This is a genomic window from Actinopolyspora mzabensis, from assembly GCF_900101095.1.
GTDB classification, from domain to species: Bacteria; Actinomycetota; Actinomycetes; order Mycobacteriales; family Pseudonocardiaceae; genus Actinopolyspora; species Actinopolyspora mzabensis.
Window position 1 is genome coordinate 159,628 of record NZ_FNFM01000009.1, and the last position, 18,845, is coordinate 178,472.

Sequence of the window (18,845 nt, forward strand, 5' to 3'; positions counted from 1 at the left end):
TTGCGACGGGCACCTACCCGGGTGAGGTGTCGAGCTCTTAGACTCTTGAGCGGTCCACGCTGTCGTGACAGGAGGTACGAGGTGCCCGAGCAGGACTCGACCACGCGTAATCGGATACGCAAGGTGCTGGTCGCGAATCGGGGTGAGATCGCGGTCCGCGTGGTGCGGGCGTGTGCGGATGCGGGCATCGGTAGCGTGGCGGTCTACGCGGAGCCCGACTCGGAGGCGCCGTTCGTCCGGCTCGCGGACGAGGCGTTCGCGCTCGGGGGAACCACGGCGGCCGAGAGCTACCTCGACATCGCCAAGGTCGTCGAAGCCGCCCGGCGCAGCGGCGCCGACGCGGTGCATCCCGGCTACGGTTTCCTTTCGGAGAACGCCGATTTCGCGCAGGCGGTGCTGGACGCGGGGCTGACCTGGATCGGCCCGTCGCCGCGCGCGATCCGGGATCTGGGGGACAAGGTCACGGCTCGGCACATCGCCACCAAGGCGGGCGCACCGCTGGTGCCGGGGACACAGGACCCGGTCTCCGGTTCCGACGAGGTCGTCGAGTTCGCCGAGGAGCACGGTCTGCCGGTGGCGGTCAAGGCCGCGTTCGGCGGTGGTGGTCGTGGCCTCAAGGTGGCCCGCACCATCGAGGAGATTCCCGAGCTGTACGACTCGGCGGTTCGGGAGGCCGAGGGGGCCTTCGGCCGTGGCGAGTGCTTCGTGGAACGCTACCTCGATCGGCCGCGCCACGTGGAGGCGCAGGTGGTGGCCGACCAGCACGGCAACGTGATCGTGGTGGGCACCAGGGACTGCTCGTTGCAGCGCAGGCACCAGAAGCTGGTGGAGGAGGCTCCCGCCCCGTTCCTGACCGACGACCAGCGGGAACGCATCCACGCCGCCGCCAAGGCGATCTGCTCCGAGGCGGGGTACCACGGTGCGGGAACCGTGGAGTTCCTGGTCGGCGAGGACGGCACGATCTCGTTCCTGGAGGTCAACACCAGGCTGCAGGTCGAGCACCCCGTCTCCGAGGAGACCACCGGCATCGACCTGGTGCGGCAGCAGTTCCTGATCGCCGAGGGCGAGCCGCTGGAGTTCACCGCGGACCCACCGGCGCGGGGGCACTCCATCGAGTTCCGCATCAACGGTGAGGACGCGGGCAGGAACTTCCTGCCCACCCCGGGTACGGTCACCCGGTTCGTGCCGCCGGCGGGCCCGGGGGTGAGGGTGGACGCGGGTGTGGAGACCGACAGCGTCATCGGCGGCCAGTTCGACTCGCTGCTGGCCAAGGTGATCGTCACCGGCGCCGACCGCGCCGAGGCGTTGCAGCGTTCCCGCCGCGCGTTGGACGAGATGGTCGTGGAAGGTATCGCCACGGTACTGCCGTTCCACCGGGTGGTGCTGCGCGATCCCTCCTTCACCGGCGTCGACGGTTTCACCGTGCACACCCGCTGGATCGAGACGGAGTTCGACAACACCATCGAACCCCACACGGGCGGCACCGACACGGGTGAGAGCGAGCAGCGCCAGCGCATCACCGTCGAGGTCGGTGGCAGGCGACTGGAGGTCTCCCTGCCCGCCGGTCTGGGGGCGAGCGTGGGGGGTGCCGACCCCGCACCGGCCGCCAAGCCCCGTAAACGGCGTTCCGCCGCTTCGGGAGCCGCCCCTTCGGGTGACGCCGTGACCGCCCCCATGCAGGGCACGGTGGTCACCGTCGCCGTCGAGGACGGCCAGCACGTCGAAGTGGGCGATAAGCTGGTGGTGCTGGAGGCGATGAAGATGGAGAATCCGGTCACCGCGCACAAGAGCGGAACGGTCACCGGCCTCAAGGCGCAGCCCGGTGACTCCATCAGCCAGGAGACGACGCTCTGCGAGATCAAGGACTGAGCATGTTCTCCGAGCGGGGCGGTCGGGGGCTCGGCCCGTGGGCCGTCCCGCCCCTCCTCGGTCGAGGAGGGCCGACATCGCACGGGAACCGTGCCACGTCGGTCCTTCCTCGCGAGAGCACCGCGTGGGAGAATCCGCCGCATCGCCGATCGCGCGGGCGGTCGGTCGGCACTGCCGTGCCGGGAACACCACTACCTCCGGGCGACAACACGAGCGGAAAAGCTGGGTGAGCACCGTTGGCCGAGCGGGGCGATGGGGTTCGTATCGGTGATCAGGACCGCGACCGGGTGATCGCCCTGCTCGGCGAGCACTTTTCAGCCGGAAGGCTGGAGATCGACGAGTTCGACGAGCGGTGTAAGCGGGCGGCCCGGGCGCGGTTCCGTGCCGACGTGGCGGTGCTGTTCGCCGATCTGCCCGATCCCCATCCGGAGTTGCTGGTGCCCCGCGACACCGGTCCGGCGGCCGAACCGGAGCGGGAAGGCGCGTCGCGCGTGCCGCGTGCTCGGCGTGGCGCGTTGCTCGGGATCTCCGTCGCGGTAGCACTGCTCGGCCTGCTGGTGGTCACCAGACAGTTCTGGGCGCTGCTGCCGATGGTCGGTTTCGTTTTCGTCTGGTTCGGCACGCGTAGGTGACCTGGCAGCTCTGCCGGGGTGGTGCCCGCGACCGGATTCGCCGCGAGGACGGCCCGTAGCCCGGACCGGAGTTCCGGGTGGAGTGCGTGGCGTACACCGGCGGTGTCCGGTGGGTTACGCTGGCGACATGCGCAGCCGGATGACCGCTGCACGGTGTTTGCTCGCCGGATTGGGCGGTGTGCTGTTCCTGCTCGGTGGATGTGCGGTGTTGCCCACTCGTGAGGCCGCCGACAACGCGCCGATTCCGCCCGAGCCGATCCCGTTACCCGAGCGCGAGAGCGGTTCGCTGCCGCCGCGCCCCACTGAACTCTCGCTGCGGGGGCTGAACCCCTGCGGGCTGCTGACAGCGCGGCAGCGTGCCGCGCTCGGCTTCGACCGCGACCCGTTGCCGGGGGTCGAGGAGGGGTTCGACAACGCTTCCACCTGCAGCTACCGGAACAGCCGGGCCAAGGTGGGGGCCCGGTTCGCGCTGGTCACCGGTGAGGACATGAATGTCTGGACCAGCGACACCGCACAGGTCAGGGCCACCCCGGTGGTGCTCGACGATTTTCCGGCCCTGGTGATTCGTACCCCCGGGCTGCGACTGGCCTGCAACGTGGCCGTGGACGTGGCGGAGGGACAGCATCTGGACGTGCTGTACCGCGACGACGGTGCCGATCGTCCGGCCACTTTGGATCAGCTGTGCGCGGGCGCGCGTCGGGTGGCCACGGCCGCGGTGCGAACGCTGCGGGGGCCGGTCGGCACCGACTCCCCCGGCGCCGACGACTGACCGCGTCACCGTCCGGCGCGGCGACTTCTCGCGAAATCGCCGGTCCGGCAGCGCCGACGAGTAGCCGTGCGAGAGGTTCCGCCACCCGCACCGCCACCCGCACCGCCACCCGCACCGCCTCGCGAACCGAGTGAGCACTACTCCGGACACGGTTCGTGTCTGGAGTAATCCGCTATCGGACTACTGCCTATCTCCCGCCCGAGCCACTAGAGTGGGCTGGCGGATTTCCGAGAGTGGAGGCGATCGTGCCGAATGGTTCCGAACTGGACGGTGTGAGCGATTCGCCCTCCGCCACCGAGGCGGTGGGGGCCGGATCGGTGCGTGTCGAGCCGTCAGCCATCCCGAACCTGATCAGCTCGTTGCAGTCCTCGCTGGACGCCGTGGGTGTGCAGATCGAGCACGCCATCACGGAACTCCGGATTTACCCCTGGGCCGGGGATCCGGTCAGCACCGGGGCAGCCGCGAAGTTCAACGAGCACTCGGTCGGCGGTGATCGGGCCGCGTTGACCGCGTTGTACGGGTACCGCGATCGGTTGCAGTCCGCCTCCGACGCCTTGCGCGCCGTGGAACGCCGCTACTCGGAGACCGAGGACGCCAACACGTCCCGGATGCGGACGGGCTGCTGACCGCTCGAGTTCCCGTGGGAGGCCGTCGATGAGTGACCACCGTTGGCAGGGCTACACCCATGCCGAGCTCTTCGAGCTGCTGCACCAGGGCCCCGGTCCCTCGGCTTCGGGGGCTTCCGCGCATCGGTGGCGTGAGCTGGAGACCGCCTTCCGGGAGATCGACGACGGCATGGCCGCCACGCTGAAGGCAGTGGCCGCGGACTGGGAGGGCGAGGCCTCCGACAGTGTCCGGCGTGGACTGCTCCCGCTGCGGGAGTGGGCCGACGAGGTCACGCTGGCCGCGACACGGATGCGGCAGTGCTCCGAGCACCAGGCCGAGCTCGTCGCCAGGGCGCGGGCCGAGATGCCGCCTCCGGTCCGGGTGACGGCCGAGGAACCGAACGCCTTCACCTCGACCCTGGTTCACCTGTTCGGCGGGCAGACCGACTACGAGCTGCGCGAGCAGCAGCAGCACGCAGCCGAGCAGCGCGCGTTCGACGTCATGCGCCGCTACCAGGCGGCTTCCGAGGCCAACACCACCTCGCTGGCCTCGTTCGAGACACCGCCACAGGTGGTGGTCGACGCTCCCTCCGGGAGCTCTCCGGGCGGCGGCGGGGCCGGCCGTGGCGACATCACGATCTCCTGGACCAGGTCGTACCCGGAGGGCGCCGGCACCGGCGGGAGCGGTGCTGGTCCGGGCAGGAGCGGTGCGGGCGGTGGTAATGCCACTCCGAGCTCCGCTCGTCCCGCGGAGGGCAGCACCAGAGGTGGTTCGCTCCGCTCCGGTTCGCGCAACGGCTCCGCCTCGGGCACCCACGGCGTGGCCGCACCGCGAACCTCCCGCGCCGGCTGGGAGGAGGAACGCGACCTCTCGGTCGAGGCCACCGAGTCCGAGGGGGGAACCGGACCGTTCGACGAACACCGGGTCTCCGCTCGTCCGGTCATCGGCGGTGAACCCTAGTGACCGGAGTTCTCGGCGCGAGTGATCCCGACGAGCCGGTATCGTTGTCGGACCTGGAATTCGACGTGCTGCTGGAACACCTGGGCATCGCAGATCCGCCGCTGGTGCTCAGGGTTCCCTCCCCGGGCAGAACCCACCAGCGGCGCCGCGAGCTGTGTGAAGTGGCCTGGCGTTCGATGACCGAACGCGGGCTGTGCCACGGGAACACCCCGATCGATTCGCTGCGGCGGATGATGTCGGTGCTCGAAGCACCCACCCGCGAGGTGGACGGCCGCTGTTGGGCGGGCCGCAGTGTCCGGATGCTGGCCGCCGCGAGTGGGGAGGGCGACGCCTCCGAAGCGGTGCTGGCGGTCAAGGAGGAACAGCGGCTGTGGCTGCGTCCGGCCGCCCCAACCGGACTCGCCCGTGAGGCGCTGTCCGTGCTGCCCGAGGTCGCCGCGGGAAGTGGACGTTCGGTCAGCCTGCCGAGCGCGGCTTTGGAAGCGGCGGCTTCCGAAGCGGGTGATGATCTCCCGGCACTGCGCGCCGCGCTGTGCGCACGCGGGGTGCGGGCCGACGAGGCCGAGATGCTGGTGGGCATGCTGGACGGAGTGCAAGCCAGCGGCCAGTTCGGCGCCGCGGTCCGGCGGAAGCCCGCGGGGCGGTACCGCGTCGAGCACGTGGTCGGTTTCTTCGACTCCCGCGCGGGCCGTTATCTCCAGTTGCGGCGTGACACCTCGTCCGGCGAGCCGTGGAGCACCGTCGCGCCCGTGGACCGGCGTGGGCTGGTGAATCGGGTCGCGGAGCTCGCGGCGGAACCGCTGCCCCGCTGATCGGCACCGTCCCGCTGACCGGTCCACTCGGCAGAGCTGTCCTGCCGCCCGAGCTGTGCTGCCTACCCGAGCGGTGCTGCCCGCGCCGCGCTCGCGTGTACCCACCGGACGGGAAGCGGCCGGAGGGCACCCGCCCCGGCGGCGGTGGCCCGAAAGTTCGGGCGTCGGAACGGTTCAGGCGCACGAACCGCTCAGACGCACGAACCACCGGGCAACCGCCTGCCGGTCCGGTGCTTCAACTCACCGGTTCCACGATGCCTTCCCGTGCCTCCGGAGCCGCCACCCGAGTGGCGTCGGCGGCCTGGTCGTCCGGCTGGCTCTGCGACTCGCGTTCGGCGGCCACCCGCGCCGAGTAACGTTCGACCTCACTGCTGCGCCGCTGTTCGTCCCAGCCGAGCTCGGCGCCGATCAGCCCGGCCACCTGCTCGGCGCAGTCAACACCGCGGTGCGGGTACTCGAAGGAGATGCGGGTGCGCCTGGTCAGTACGTCCTCCAGGTGCAGCGCCCCCTCGTAGCGCACCGCGCAGACGACCTCGGCCCGCAGGTAGTTGGGGGCCTCGTCGATCGGCTTCAGCAGCTCGGGGTCGCTGTCGCCGAGCGCGAGCACCTCGTGGATCATCGAACCGTAGCGGTCCAGCAGGTGCCGCACGCGGTAGGGGTGCAGCCCGTGGGCCGCCGCGAGCTGGTCGGCCTGGTTCACCAGCGCGTGGTAGCCGTCGGCTCCCAGCAGCGGGACCTTGTCGGTGATCGAGGAGGCCATGCGGCCGGACACGTCGTTGCCGATCGCGTCCACCGCGTCCTTGGCCATCACCCGGTAGGTGGTGTACTTGCCGCCCGCGATCGCCACCAGCCCCGGGGCGACCCGGGAGACCTCGTGTTCCCGGGAGAGCTTCGAGGTGTCGTCGTTCTCGCCTGCCAGCAGCGGACGCAGCCCGGCGTAGACACCCTCGATGTCCGCGTGCGTCAGCGGGGTGGCGAGCACGCTGTTGACGTGCTCCAGGACGTAGTCGATGTCGCGCTTGGTGGCGGCGGGGTGCGCCAGGTCCAGGTTCCAGTCCGTGTCCGTGGTGCCGATGATCCAGTGGTTGCCCCACGGGATCACGAACAGCACTGACTTCTCGGTCCGCAGGATCAACCCGCTGTCCGAGACGATCTTCTCGCGCGGGACCACCACGTGCACGCCCTTGCTCGCGCGCACCCGGAAGTGCCCACGCCCCCCGGACAGGCGCTGCAGCTCGTCGGTCCACACACCCGTCGCGTTGATGAACGCCTGGGCACGGACCTCGGTCTCCCTGCCGTCCTCGACGTCGCGCAGTCGCGCGCCCGCGATCCGGTCCGCCTCGTGCAGGAACTCCACCACCTGGGTGGAGGTGCGCACCACCGCGCCGTAGCGGGCCGCGGTGCGCGCCACGGTCATGGTGTGCCTGGCGTCATCGACCTGCGCGTCGTAGTAGCGGATACCGCCGACCATCGCGTCCTGCTTGAGGGCGGGCACCATCCGCCGCGCCCCGGCGCGCGTCAGATGCTTCTGTCCCGGGACCGACCGTGCGCCGCCCATGCGGTCGTAGAGCAGCAGCCCGGCGGCCGTGTAGGGGCGTTCCCACACCCGGTGGGTCAGCGGGTAGAGGAAGCTGACGGGTTTCACCAGGTGCGGGGCGAGCCGGTTGAGCATCATCTCCCGCTCGTGCAGCGCCTCCCGCACCAGGGAGAACTCGAGCTGCTCCAGGTACCGCAGCCCACCGTGGAACAGCTTGCTGGAGCGGCTGGAGGTGCCAGCCGCCAGGTCGCGGGCCTCCACCAGCGCCACCCGCAGTCCCCGGGTGGCCGCGTCGAGCGCGACCCCGGCTCCGGTGATACCGCCACCGATGACGACGACGTCGAACTCCTCGCTGCCGAGGCGCCGCCAGTTCTCCTCGTGCTCCTCGGGGCCGAGCTTGCCCTGTGGCTGCCCGGTGCCTTCCGGTTTGTCGCTGGCCACCAGCGTCCTCCTCGCTCGTTTCGCAGCCCACCGCCCCTGGGCGGAACGCCTCATCGCCAGTACGTCCGACAGCGCTCATCATGCCGGATCGACACGCCCCGCGCGTGGTGCGTGACCGACAGTGGCGGGTTCGCGAGGTCGGGCCGGGGTTATCCGGCTCGCTGTACCGTCGCTCCCCGCTCTCGCAGCACTTCGACCTCGGCTTCCGGGGTTCTCGAATCCACGATCACGGTGTCGAAGTGTTCGGCGGGTGTTACCGCGTGCAGTGCGCGCCTGTTGAACTTGGTGTGGTCGACGTAGAGCACGCGGCGACTCGCCGAGGCGAGCATGGCCTTTTTGAGCTGCACCATTTCCTGTTGCGGATAAAAACAGACACCGTCGGTGACTGCTGAGACGGACATGATCGCGAGATCCACTCGCATACCGCGGAGCGCGTCCAGCGCCATGCCCCCTACGAAGGCGTCCGCCCAGGGCAGAAAGTCGCCTCCGACGCAGATCAGATGGATTCCCTGTTGCCCGGCGAGTTCGTCGAACACTCCCCGGTGGTTGGTCACCACGGTCAGCGGAGCTCGTTCCGGCAGCAGCCGTGCCAGGTAGACCCCGGTCGTCGAATCGTCGAGCACCAGCGCCTGGCCGGGCTCGACCAGCTCGACGGCCGCCTTGGCGAGTTCGGTCTTCTCCGCCTCGTTCTGCTGCATCCGGTACTCGGACGCGGCCTCGTACAGCAGTGAGGAGGCGGCGGAGACGTATCCCCGGTTGCGGTGCACCAGCCCCTGGGACTCCAGCTCGGCCAGATCCCGGTAGACGGTCATCGCGCTGGCTTCCACTGTCGCGATCAGGTCGTCGATGCGCAGGGTTCCCTCGGCCATGACCAGCTCGGTGATCTTGCGCCTGCGGTCCTGTTGCCGTCCGGAAGGTCGCCTGCCCTGCGTGGCCATCGTCATTCCTCTCGCACCACTCCTGTTTCACGGACAGGTGCCATCCTCCACCGCCGCCGGAACCCCTGTCCGTCATCCGGACGGGGTTCGCGTGATCGGGAAGTGCTCCCGGACGTCACAAGTAAACCATCTGAACCGATAAAAACATCAAGGTGAGGTTATTGCAATGTTTCTTTTCACAGGTCTAGTGTGACCCAATCTTCCATACCGAGAAACCCGGGTTTCAGCCGGAGGTGGTAACCGATATGCGGTGGTACACGACACACGAACGTTCGCCTCGGTCGGGACCGAGTAGCGCCCCGACGAGTAGCGCACTGCCCGGTCCGATCGATGTGCCGCTGGGAGGCGCGAGATGAGCGCGGGCGCGATCTTCCTCTTCGAACTGCTGGGCACGGCGACGCTGACCCTGCTCGGCTGCGGTGTGGTCGCGAACGTGACGTTGCGCGACACCCTGGGCAACAGCGGCGGATGGCTGCTGGTCAACTTCGGTTGGGGCTTCGCCGTCTTCGCCGGTGCGAGCATCGCGGCCCCCGCCGGGGCGCACATCAACCCGGCCGTGACCTTCGGGCTGGCGGTCAACGGGCAACTCGACTGGTCGCTGGTGCCGGTTTACCTGTCCGCACAGCTCGTCGGCGGCGCGCTGGGTGCCGCGGTCTGCTGGGCCGCCTACAAGCTGCAGTTCGACAGCCACGACGACCCGGCCAACACCCTGGGCATCTTCGCGACCGGCCCCACGGTGCGCAACGCGCCCTGGAACCTGGTCACCGAGATCATCGGCACCTTCGTGCTGGTGTTCTGGATCCTGCTCAGCCCCGGTGCCAGCTCGGGACCCGACGGTATTCCGGAGTTCGGCAACGCCGCGCTCGGCTACGCGGCCGTGGCCTTCATCGTCATCGGCATCGGCAGTTCGCTCGGCGGGCCCACCGGATACGCCATCAACCCCGCCCGCGACCTCGGTCCCCGCATCGCCTACGCCCTGCTGCCGATCAAGGGCAAGGGCGGCGCGGACTGGGCCTACTCCTGGGTGCCGATCCTCGGGCCGATCATCGGCGGTTCCGCGGCGGGAGCCCTCGCCCTGGCCATGCCCACAGGATGACCGGGTCCTGGGCGGCTGAGCGGGCCCTGAGTGGCTCACTTGGGGCCTGCCCGGCCGAGCGCTGACCGGACCCCTGACCGGCCGATTCCCGAGTGGCCGGGTGCGGTCCGCCGTCCGACAGTCGGCCCGAACGCTGTTCGCGCCCCGACCGAGCCCTGCCCATCGCTGCCAGAACGGGCATTCTCGAAGCCGACACCCTCACATCACCAACCACACGCGTCGATCGGAAGGTAGCGACATGGCCTCCTACATCGCAGCCATCGACCAGGGGACGACCTCGACCCGATGCATCGTCTTCGACCATGCCGGCCAGGTGGTCTCCGTAGACCAGGTGGAACACCAGCAGATCCTGCCCAGGGCGGGTTGGGTCGAGCACGACCCGATGGAAGTCTGGACCAACACGCGACAGGTGTGTGCCGGTGCGCTGGCCAAGGCCGACCTGGTGCTGTCCGAGATAGCCGCCGTCGGCATCACCAACCAGCGCGAGACCACCGTGGTCTGGGACCGCCACACCGGTGAACCCGTCTACAACGCCATCGTCTGGCAGGACACCCGTACCGACGCCATCGTCAACGAACTGGCACGGGGCGAGGGCGGCCAGAACAGGTACCAGTCCCGGACCGGTCTGCCGCTGGCCACCTACTTCGCGGGCCCCAAGATCCGCTGGATCCTGGACAACGTGGACGGGGCGCGGGAACGCGCCGAACGCGGTGAACTGATGTTCGGCACCATGGACACCTGGGTGCTGTGGAACTCCACCGGAGGCACCGAGGGCGGCCTGCACATCACCGACCCCACCAACGCCTCCCGCACCATGCTGATGGACCTGCGTACGCTGAGCTGGGACCCCGACATCTGCGCGGAGTTCGGCGTCCCCATGTCCATGCTTCCGGAGATCCGTTCCTCCTCCGAGATCTACGGCCACTTCCGCGAGCGGGGCGTACTCGGCGGGCTGCCGATCGCGGGAATCCTCGGTGACCAGCAGGCGGCGACGTTCGGACAGGCGTGCCTGACCCCCGGCGAGGCCAAGAACACCTACGGCACCGGTAACTTCCTGCTGCTCAACACCGGCACCGAGCCCGTGCTCAGCGAGAACGGGCTTGTCACCACCGTCGGCTACAAGATCGACGACCAGCCCACGGTCTACTGCCTGGAAGGCTCGATCGCCGTAACCGGTTCGCTGGTGCAGTGGATGCGCGACAACCTCGGCATGATCGGCAGCGCTCCCGAGATCGAACAGGTCGCGGCCTCGGTGGAGGACAACGGCGGCGCCTACTTCGTGCCCGCCTTCTCCGGGCTGTTCGCGCCGCACTGGCGCTCGGACGCTCGTGGCGTGATCGCCGGGCTGACCAGGTTCGTCAACCGCGGCCACCTCGCACGCGCGGTGCTCGAGGCCACCGCCTTCCAGACCCGTGAGGTCGCCGAGGCGATGAACGCGGACTCGGGTGTGGAGCTCAAGGCGCTCAAGGTCGACGGCGGAATGGTCAACAACGAACTGCTGATGCAGTTCCAGGCCGACATCCTCGACGTGCCCGTCATCCGTCCGAAGGTCAACGAGACCACCGCGCTCGGTGCGGCCTACGCCGCCGGGCTGGCCGTCGGATTCTGGTCCGGTGAGAAGGACATCCGAGCGAACTGGGCCAAGGACAAGGAGTGGGACCCGAAGATGTCCAAGCAGGTCCGGGAGCAGCAGTACGCCGAGTGGCAGAAGGCCGTGACCAAGACCTTCGGCTGGGTCGAGGATTGATTTCCCGGCGGAAGTGATCGTTCTCGTCGGGCCGTCTCGGCGCCCACCGGAGGCGGCCCGGCGGGGAGGTCCGCAGTGATGCGGGACCGTCGCCGGACGGGCTGGTTTCCGACCCGGGGCGGGACGATGGGTAACGTATCCGACTCGTGAGCGTCGAGGGCGAGTCCCGACTGTTGACCGACATCAGTACCGAACTGCGCGCGGCGGGCTGCGTGTTCGCCGAGGACGAGGCCGAACTGCTGCTCCTGGCCGCCGGGACGCGTGCGGAGCTGACCGATATGACCCGGCGCAGGGTGGCGGGGTTGCCGCTGGAGGTCGTGCTCGGCTGGGCGGAGTTCCGCGGCACCCGGTTCGTGGTGGAACCCGGCGTGTTCGTCCCCCGACGGCGCAGTGAGTTCCTGGCCGAGCAGGCGATCTCGCTGGCGCGTCCCGGCGCCGTGGTGGTCGAGTTGTGCTGCGGTTCCGCTGCGCTCGTCGCGACCGTGGCCCGCGCTGTCGAAGGGATCGAACCGCACGCCTGCGACATCGACCCCAACTGCGTGCGCTGCGCGCGCCGCAACCTCGCGGAGCTCGGCGGCACGGTTCACCAGGGAGATCTCTACGAGCCGCTGCCCGGGGAACTGCGCGGTCGGGTCGAGCTGCTGCTGGCCAACGCGCCCTACGTGCCCACCGACGAGATCGCCTCGATGCCACCGGAGGCACGCGAGCACGAGCCCGCGGTGGCGCTGGACGGCGGGGCGGACGGGCTCGACGTGCATCGCGCGATCGCCGCCGAAGCTCCGAAGTGGTTGGCGCCGGGCGGGCGGCTGCTGCTGGAGACCAGCGGGCGGCAGGCCGAACGCTCGGCAGCCGGCTGCGTCGAGCACGGACTGGATGTCCGGGTGGTCCGCTGCGAGGAGACCGATGCCACCGTCGTCGTGGCGACCGCACCCGAGTCCTGACCCCGGTTGGCCCGGCGATTTCGCGGGAAATCGAGGGTGGCGCCGCTGAGTCCCGCACGGGCGAGTCCCGGCTACGGCGTTCCGGAGTCGCGCGGATGGCAGCATTGGGGAAGCGAGCCGATTCGGCCGCCCCGGCGACCGCTCCGGCCGTTTATCCCAGCGAAGCGGCGCACGAACGAGAGGCGCGGGACATGAACGAGCAGTACTCACCGAACTTCAAGCACGGACCGAACACGGTGTGCCCGAACTGCGGCGGATTCCAGAAGGTCAGCGAACCCCGCCTCTACATGATCCGGGCCACCGAGGAGACCCACGCCGGGATGACACTGGGGGAGTGGCGGACCTGCCCCCAATGCCAGGGAGACGGACATACACCCGGCCTCCGCCCTCCGGTTTAGTGAGAGGTCGTCGGGTCGTTTCTCGTGGGTGGTTTCGTGGCGGAACCTCGCGCACGGCTCTCGCTGCGGATCCGGCGACATCGGGTAGCGACCTACACAACGTCTCCGGCGTCCTCGCGAGAGCCGCACGGGAGAACCCGCGGCGGTGCCGACTGCGAGGGTGGTCGGGGGCACCCTGCGTGAGTGGTTGGGGTTCGGCTCCGTGACTCCATGCGCTGCTCAGTCGCACTGCCCCGTACCGACGAGCGGCCCCGCGATTTCGCGAGAAATCGAGGGAAACCGGAGCCGTGCTGCCTCGCCGTTCCGGAAATTTCGCGAGAAATCGACGCCATCCCGGGGGCCGCGCAGCCGCACCGGCCCGGCGATTTCGCGAGAGATCGACGTCGAACGGACGGACTCACATCGGCAGGGCGGAGGCGCGCCAGGCGTTCGGGCCGGGCCGCATCGGCCGCCTGCCACCGGGGTAGCGCAGCGCAGAGCCCGGGTCGCCCCACATCGACATGCGTTCGGGCCGTTCGGTCCCACCGCCGGAGCTCGCCGCCGCGATCCCGGCCAGCGCCGCGGTCAACGCGGCCACCTCCACGTCGTCGGGCCTGCCCCGCTCCACCCGCAGCACGGGTTGCTGGGCACCACCCGTCTCGGAAGCGGGTGACTCACCGGACTCGGCAACGGGCTCGTCGCTCAAGGTGCACCTTCCATCGGCGGGTCTGCGTGCCGGAGAGGCCAGCATAACGACGCCCGGCACGCGGTGGACAGTGCTCGCGGCACGAGCGCCGCGAGCACCACGACCGGTCCCGCGCTCACAGCGGGATGTTGCCGTGTTTCTTCGCGGGCAGCGAGTCCTTCTTGTTCCGCAGCATCCGCAGCGACCGCGCCAGGTGGCCCCGGGTGTGGGAGGGCGGGATCACCGAGTCCACGTAACCGCGCTCGGCCGCCTCGTACGGGTTGCACAGGGTGTCCTCGTACTCCTGCTGCAGCTGCGCACGCACCGTCTCGACGTCGTCGCCACGCTCGGCGGCCTCCGAGAGCTGCCTGCGGTAGAGGATGTTGGTCGCGCCCTGCGCGCCCATCACCGCGATCTCCGCGGTGGGCCAGGCCAGGTTGATGTCGGCGCCCAGGTGCTTGGACCCCATCACGTCGTAGGCACCGCCGTAGGCCTTGCGGGTGATGACGGTGGCCAGCGGGACGGTGGCCTCGGCATAGGCGTAGAGCAGTTTCGCGCCGCGCCTGATGATGCCGTTCCACTCCTGGTCCGTGCCGGGAAGGAAACCGGGCACGTCCACGAAGGTGACCACCGGAATGTTGAACGAGTCGCAGGTGCGGACGAACCGCGCGGCCTTCTCGCTGGCCTCGATGTCCAGTGTCCCCGCCATCTGGGTGGGCTGGTTGGCGACCACTCCGACGCTGTGGCCCTCGATGCGGCCGTAACCGACCACGATGTTGGGTGCGAACAGCGCGGAGACCTCGCAGAAGTCGCCGTCGTCGAGCACCCGCGTGATCGCTTCGTGGATGTCGTAGGGCTGGTTCGGCGAGTCCGGCACCAGCGTGTCCAGTTCCCGGTCGGACTCGGTGAGGTTGTCGGCGACCGTCCCGCTCTCGGCGGGCGCGTCCGACACCGGCGGCTCGGCCAGGTTGTTCGAGGGCATGTAGGACAACAGTTCCTGCACGTAGGCGATCGCGTCGTCCTCGTCGGAGGCCATGTAGTGCGCGTTGCCCGACTTCGAGTTGTGCGAGTACGCCCCGCCGAGCTCCTCGAAGGTCACGTCCTCACCGGTGACGGTCTTGATCACGTCGGGGCCGGTGATGAACATGTGCGAGGTCTGGTCGACCATCACCGTGAAGTCGGTGATCGCGGGTGAGTACACCGCACCGCCCGCGCACGGCCCCATGATCAGCGAGATCTGCGGGATCACCCCGGAGGCGTGGGTGTTGCGTTTGAAGATCTCGGCGTAGAGCCCCAGCGCGGCCACGCCTTCCTGGATGCGGGCCCCACCGGAGTCGTTGATCCCGATCAACGGGCAGCCGGTCTTGAGCGCCAGGTCCATCACCTTGACGATCTTCTCGCCGAACACCTCGCCCAGCGAACCACCGAAGACGGTGAAGTCCTGCGAGAACACGCACACCTGCCGACCGTCCACTGTGCCGTAACCGGTCACCACACCGTCGCCGTACGGCCGGGACTGCTCCATCCCGAAGTTCGTGGAGCGGTGGCGGGCGTGCTCGTCCAACTCGATGAACGAGCCCTCGTCCAGCAGCATGTCGATCCGCTCGCGGGCGGTGTACTTGCCCTTGGCGTGCTGTTTCTCCACCGCACGTTCGGAACCGGCGTGTACCGCCTCGTAATTGCGCCGATACAGATCGGCCAACTTCCCGGCCGTGGTGTGAATGTCCGGTTCACCGACAGACGGCTCACCAATCGGTTCGGTCGCACTGCTCATGCCCGGCAGCCTAGCCAGCCGAACTCGGCCACCACGAAGAGGTCTCGGGTGACGAGTATCACCTTTCCGGTGGGTGGGGGCGCGCTGCTGCTCCTTCCGGGAGTGACGGATGTGCCGTGGCGTTCGGGGCGGCTCACCGGGCCGTGGCGGCCCGTGGCGCGACCCGGTGATGTCGCGCCGTGCGTCGCCCACAGCGGGTGACCGCTCACCACTCGGGCCGCCTTCGGCATAACCTGGGCACATGACCACCCCGTCCCCGCTGGATGCCGACGTGCTGCGTGCTCGTCTGCTCGACGACGGCCCGTACCGGGCACTCGACGTGGTGACCGTGACCGGTTCGACCAACACCGATCTGGTCGCCGCGGCCAACGCCGGTTCTACCGACCGCACCGTGCTCGTCGCGGAGGAACAGCAGGCGGGCAGGGGAAGGATGCGCCGCTCGTGGGTCTCACCGCGCTACTACGGGCTGCACGTGAGCGTGCTGCTGCGTCCCGTGGTGGCGGCGCGTACCGCGCTGTCCTGGATCCCGCTGTTGGCTGGCACCGCGCTGGCCGAGACGGTGCGGGAGGAAACCGGGCTGGCCGCCGAGTTGAAGTGGCCCAACGACCTGCTCCTGGGGGGCGACCGCAAGGCGGCGGGCATTCTGGCCGAGGCGGTGAGCACTTTGGACGGTATGGCGGTGGTGCTGGGCATCGGTGTCAACGTGCACCACGACGCGGCGAGCCTGCCCGAGAGCGCGGGTGGGCTGCCCGCCACCTCCATCGCCGCCGAAGGGGGCAAGGTCGACCGCACCGAGCTGCTGGCCGGTCTGCTGGAGCGGTTGTCCGGTATCGAGCTGCGCTGGCGCGACACCGTGTCCGAGGAGGTCCTGGACGGGGGTGTGCTGGAACGCTATCGGCCGCTGTGCGGCACGATCGGCCGCTGGGTGCGTGTCGAACTCGGTGGTGGCCGGATACTCGAAGGTGAGGCCCGCGACGTGGACACCCAGGGCAGGCTCGTGGTCCGCGACCGCGACGGGACGCGCACGCCGGTCTCCGCGGGGGACGTGGTGCACCTGCGTCCGGCGCAGCGTTGAGAGACCTCGGAGTTGCGATCCCGCTGCTGTGATCCCTCTGCTGTGACCACGGTGTTGCGACCCCGGTATCGAGGCATCGGTGTTGCGGCATCGATGCTGGGCGGCCGGTACGGCTGCTCAGGTGGCCGGGCCGTCGGTGTGCTCCGACGTGGCACGATCCCGCCCCGAACCGGTCCATGCGCGCTTCGCGGGGCGTGCTCGGGAGCTTCCGGACAGGCGCGGGAACCGGTCGAGGTTCCGGTACGGTGAGCGTGGCTCGCCGCTGATCCGAAGGGGGACTACAGGTGGCATATCCCGATGATCAGCTCGGTGAGGGCGAGCAGGTGCTGGTGCACCGGCATCCCCACTGGAAACTGCTGGTGGGGCCGGTATTCGCGTTGCTGGTGGTCCTGGTCGGCTTCGGCGTGCTCGTGCTGTTCACCGAGTCGCTCGCCTGGCGCATCCCGTTGCTCGCCGTGGGCGGGATCGTGGGGGTCGTGCTGCTGCTCTGGCTGGTGCTGACTCCGCTGCTGCGCTGGCGCACCACCCACTTCGTGGTCACCAACCACCGGCTGATGATCCGCGAGGGAGTCTTCACTCGTTCCGGGGTGCACATCCCGCTCGGGCGGATCAACAGCGTCCGGTCCCGTCGGGGGCTGCTGGACCGGATGCTCGGCAGCGGAACGCTGATAGTTGAGTCCGCCTCGGACGAACCTCTGGAGTTCGACGACATCCCGGAGGTGAACCGGGTGCAGTCGCTGTTGTACGGCGCTGTCGAGGGCGAGCCCCACGAGCAGTACCCGGACGATCGTTGACGGATCGTTCTCCTCGGTGGAGGGGATGATTCCGGGGCTCTCCCGCCGATGCTCCGTAACGAGTAGCGTCCTACACCCGTTGGGAGCAACGAGAAGCGGTGCGATCCGTGACCTGTGGAAGGAGACTTGTTGATGGGTGTACGTGCGCTGGGTCTGCCGGAGGCCACTCGTTCCCCGAACACGCCGGAACTCCCCGAACGGGTGACCATCTGGGAGGTGGGGCCTCGTGACGGGCTGCAGAACGAGAGCGGGGTGATCCCCTCCGCCGTCAAGCTCGAGTTCCTCAACCGGCTCAACGCCGCCGGACTGCCGGTCATCGAGACCACGAGCTTCGTGCACCCCGACTGGGTTCCGCAGCTGGCCGACGCGGGTGAGGTCCTCAACGGGCTCTCCCCCAAACCCGGCGTGCGCTACCCGGTGCTGGTGCCCAACCAGCGCGGCCTCGACCGCGCCAGGGAGGCAGCGGTCTCCGACATCGCGATCTTCGCCTCCGCCACTGAGAGCTTCGCCCAGCGCAACCTCAACCGGAGCTTCGAGGAACAGTTCGAGATGTTCCGCCCGGTCGTGCGCGGTGCGGCGTCCTCCGGCATGCGGGTCCGCGGCTACCTCTCGATGGTCTTCGGTGATCCGTGGCAGGGGGCCGTGCCGGTCGATCAGGTGGTCGACGCGGGCAAGCGGCTGTTGGGGATGGGCTGCGACCAGCTCTCGCTCGGCGACACCATCGGTGTGGCCACACCCGGCCAGGTCGAGAGCGTGCTGCGCGGTTTCCAGGAGGCCGACATCACCCCGGACCGGCTGGCCGTGCACTTCCACGACACCTATGGGCAGGCACTGGCCAATACCTACGCCGCGCTGCGGCTGGGGATCAGCACCGTCGACTCCTCGGCGGGCGGGCTGGGCGGCTGCCCCTACGCGGGCTCCGCCACCGGCAATCTGGCCACCGAGGACCTGGTCTGGATGCTCTCGGGACTGGGAATCGAGCACGGCGTCGACCTGGAGCTGCTCGTGGACACCAGCACCTGGATGGCCGAGCAGCTCGGCAAACCGAGCCCCTCGCCGGTGGTCAAGGCAATGGCGCGATGACGACCTCGGAAACCGCGTACTTCCCGGCCACGAGCGCGCGCACCCTGCGGGGGCAGCCGCTGTTGGCCTGGGAAGGTGCCGGTGAGTGGCTGGCCGTTTCCTCCGGCTCGTACGGCGGCGGTCTCGGACTTCGCCGCTGGGTGCTCAACGCCACCGTCCCCAGTGGATACGACCGCCCCGACCCGGCAGCGCACATCGCCGAGATGGCCGGGGAGCTGGAGCTCGAAGGGCCGGGCACCGGACTGCTGACCGCGGTGGACGTGCGGCACGAGGTGACCGCCACCGAAGCCGGTGTGCGGGCGAGCGTGACCACCGGGGTGGGATATCCGATCTGGGCGGCGCACGACGCCGCCGACACCTCGCACCTGGAGCGGGACCCCACACCGGGAACCATCAACGCGGTGTGCTTCCTCCCGGTGCGGGTGAGCGAGTCCGCACTGGTCAACCTGGTCGCCACCGTCGCCGAGGCGAAGGCGCAGGCCCTGGCGGAGGCCGGGGTGCCCGGCACCGGCACCTGCACCGACGCGACCGTGCTGCTGTGTCCGCCCGACGGTGAGCCCGAACCCTACGGCGGGCCGCGTTCCGTGCTCGGCGCACCGCTGGCCCGTGTGATCCACCGGGCGGTGACCGAGGGGCTGCGCGTGACCAACCCGCGACACCGGTGAGCACGCGTTCGGGCGAACCACACCGCGAGGGGCTCGCCCGGGCA

General features: G+C 69.5%; 18 protein-coding genes. 14 read left to right on the forward strand and 4 right to left on the reverse strand.

What is annotated here, in order from left to right:
- Window positions 1–81 precede the first annotated feature (81 nt).
- From BLR41_RS16190 to BLR41_RS16215, 6 genes are all read left to right on the forward strand, one after another.
- Window positions 82–1,869, forward strand: a complete 1,788-nt coding sequence (locus BLR41_RS16190; protein WP_092629448.1) for an acetyl/propionyl/methylcrotonyl-CoA carboxylase subunit alpha — start codon at window positions 82–84, stop codon at window positions 1,867–1,869.
- Window positions 1,870–2,105: 236 nt separating this feature from the next.
- Entirely contained in the window at window positions 2,106–2,501 is a 396-nt protein-coding gene (locus tag BLR41_RS16195; RefSeq protein ID WP_092629450.1) for a DUF1707 SHOCT-like domain-containing protein, read from the forward strand.
- Window positions 2,502–2,640: 139 nt separating this feature from the next.
- Window positions 2,641–3,270: a DUF3558 domain-containing protein gene (locus BLR41_RS16200; RefSeq protein ID WP_092629637.1), complete on the forward strand. Its 630-nt coding sequence runs from the start codon at window positions 2,641–2,643 to the stop codon at window positions 3,268–3,270.
- Between the two features lie 245 nt (window positions 3,271–3,515).
- Entirely contained in the window at window positions 3,516–3,896 is a 381-nt protein-coding gene (locus BLR41_RS16205) for a PE domain-containing protein (RefSeq protein ID WP_218120181.1), read from the forward strand.
- Between the two features lie 28 nt (window positions 3,897–3,924).
- Entirely contained in the window at window positions 3,925–4,836 is a 912-nt protein-coding gene (locus BLR41_RS16210) for a PPE domain-containing protein (RefSeq protein WP_092629451.1), read from the forward strand.
- Between the two features lie 44 nt (window positions 4,837–4,880).
- Window positions 4,881–5,648: an ESX secretion-associated protein EspG gene (locus BLR41_RS16215; RefSeq protein ID WP_245694324.1), complete on the forward strand. Its 768-nt coding sequence runs from the start codon at window positions 4,881–4,883 to the stop codon at window positions 5,646–5,648.
- 235 nt (window positions 5,649–5,883) lie between these two features.
- On the opposite strand, the gene glpD is transcribed toward BLR41_RS16215, so the two are convergent.
- Both glpD and BLR41_RS16225 read right to left on the reverse strand, forming a co-directional pair.
- Window positions 5,884–7,626, reverse strand: coding sequence for a glycerol-3-phosphate dehydrogenase (gene glpD, locus BLR41_RS16220; RefSeq protein ID WP_092629454.1), 1,743 nt, complete (start codon window positions 7,624–7,626; stop codon window positions 5,884–5,886).
- A 149-nt stretch (window positions 7,627–7,775) separates the two neighbouring features.
- Window positions 7,776–8,570, reverse strand: coding sequence for a DeoR/GlpR family DNA-binding transcription regulator (locus BLR41_RS16225; protein WP_092629455.1), 795 nt, complete (start codon window positions 8,568–8,570; stop codon window positions 7,776–7,778).
- Window positions 8,571–8,916: 346 nt separating this feature from the next.
- Between BLR41_RS16225 and BLR41_RS16230 the strand changes: the two genes are divergently transcribed.
- The 4 genes from BLR41_RS16230 (at window position 8,917) to BLR41_RS16245 (ending at window position 12,746) form a co-directional block, all read left to right on the forward strand.
- On the forward strand, window positions 8,917–9,660 hold the full coding sequence (locus BLR41_RS16230) for an MIP/aquaporin family protein (protein WP_092629457.1): 744 nt from the start codon (window positions 8,917–8,919) through the stop codon (window positions 9,658–9,660).
- Window positions 9,661–9,898: 238 nt separating this feature from the next.
- Entirely contained in the window at window positions 9,899–11,407 is a 1,509-nt protein-coding gene (glpK, locus tag BLR41_RS16235) for a glycerol kinase GlpK (protein WP_092629458.1), read from the forward strand.
- 146 nt (window positions 11,408–11,553) lie between these two features.
- Window positions 11,554–12,348, forward strand: a complete 795-nt coding sequence (locus BLR41_RS16240; RefSeq protein WP_218120182.1) for a putative protein N(5)-glutamine methyltransferase — start codon at window positions 11,554–11,556, stop codon at window positions 12,346–12,348.
- Window positions 12,349–12,443: 95 nt separating this feature from the next.
- Window positions 12,444–12,746 carry a hypothetical protein gene (locus tag BLR41_RS16245; RefSeq protein WP_245694325.1) on the forward strand — a complete coding sequence of 101 codons (303 nt, stop codon included), beginning with the start codon at window positions 12,444–12,446 and terminating at the stop codon, window positions 12,744–12,746.
- Window positions 12,747–13,143: 397 nt separating this feature from the next.
- On the opposite strand, the gene BLR41_RS16250 is transcribed toward BLR41_RS16245, so the two are convergent.
- Both BLR41_RS16250 and BLR41_RS16255 read right to left on the reverse strand, forming a co-directional pair.
- The gene (locus tag BLR41_RS16250) at window positions 13,144–13,431 is read right to left on the reverse strand and encodes an acyl-CoA carboxylase epsilon subunit (protein ID WP_245694326.1); all 288 of its coding nucleotides are present in this window, start codon (window positions 13,429–13,431) and stop codon (window positions 13,144–13,146) included.
- A gap of 115 nt (window positions 13,432–13,546) precedes the next feature.
- Complete coding sequence (locus BLR41_RS16255; protein ID WP_092629461.1) at window positions 13,547–15,184, reverse strand: acyl-CoA carboxylase subunit beta; 1,638 nt, start codon at window positions 15,182–15,184, stop codon at window positions 13,547–13,549.
- Window positions 15,185–15,425: 241 nt separating this feature from the next.
- Here BLR41_RS16255 and BLR41_RS16260 point away from each other — a divergent pair, with 241 nt between their 5' ends.
- The 4 genes from BLR41_RS16260 (at window position 15,426) to BLR41_RS16275 (ending at window position 18,801) form a co-directional block, all read left to right on the forward strand.
- A complete protein-coding gene (locus tag BLR41_RS16260) occupies window positions 15,426–16,259 on the forward strand; it encodes a biotin--[acetyl-CoA-carboxylase] ligase (RefSeq protein ID WP_092629462.1) in 834 nt (277 codons plus the stop codon).
- A 284-nt stretch (window positions 16,260–16,543) separates the two neighbouring features.
- The gene (locus BLR41_RS16265; RefSeq protein WP_092629464.1) at window positions 16,544–17,053 is read left to right on the forward strand and encodes a PH domain-containing protein; all 510 of its coding nucleotides are present in this window, start codon (window positions 16,544–16,546) and stop codon (window positions 17,051–17,053) included.
- A 132-nt stretch (window positions 17,054–17,185) separates the two neighbouring features.
- Entirely contained in the window at window positions 17,186–18,136 is a 951-nt protein-coding gene (locus BLR41_RS16270) for a hydroxymethylglutaryl-CoA lyase (RefSeq protein ID WP_092629649.1), read from the forward strand.
- On the forward strand, window positions 18,133–18,801 hold the full coding sequence (locus BLR41_RS16275) for an adenosylcobinamide amidohydrolase (protein WP_092629465.1): 669 nt from the start codon (window positions 18,133–18,135) through the stop codon (window positions 18,799–18,801). The genes BLR41_RS16270 and BLR41_RS16275 overlap by 4 nt, the downstream gene beginning before the upstream one ends.
- Window positions 18,802–18,845 lie beyond the last annotated feature (44 nt).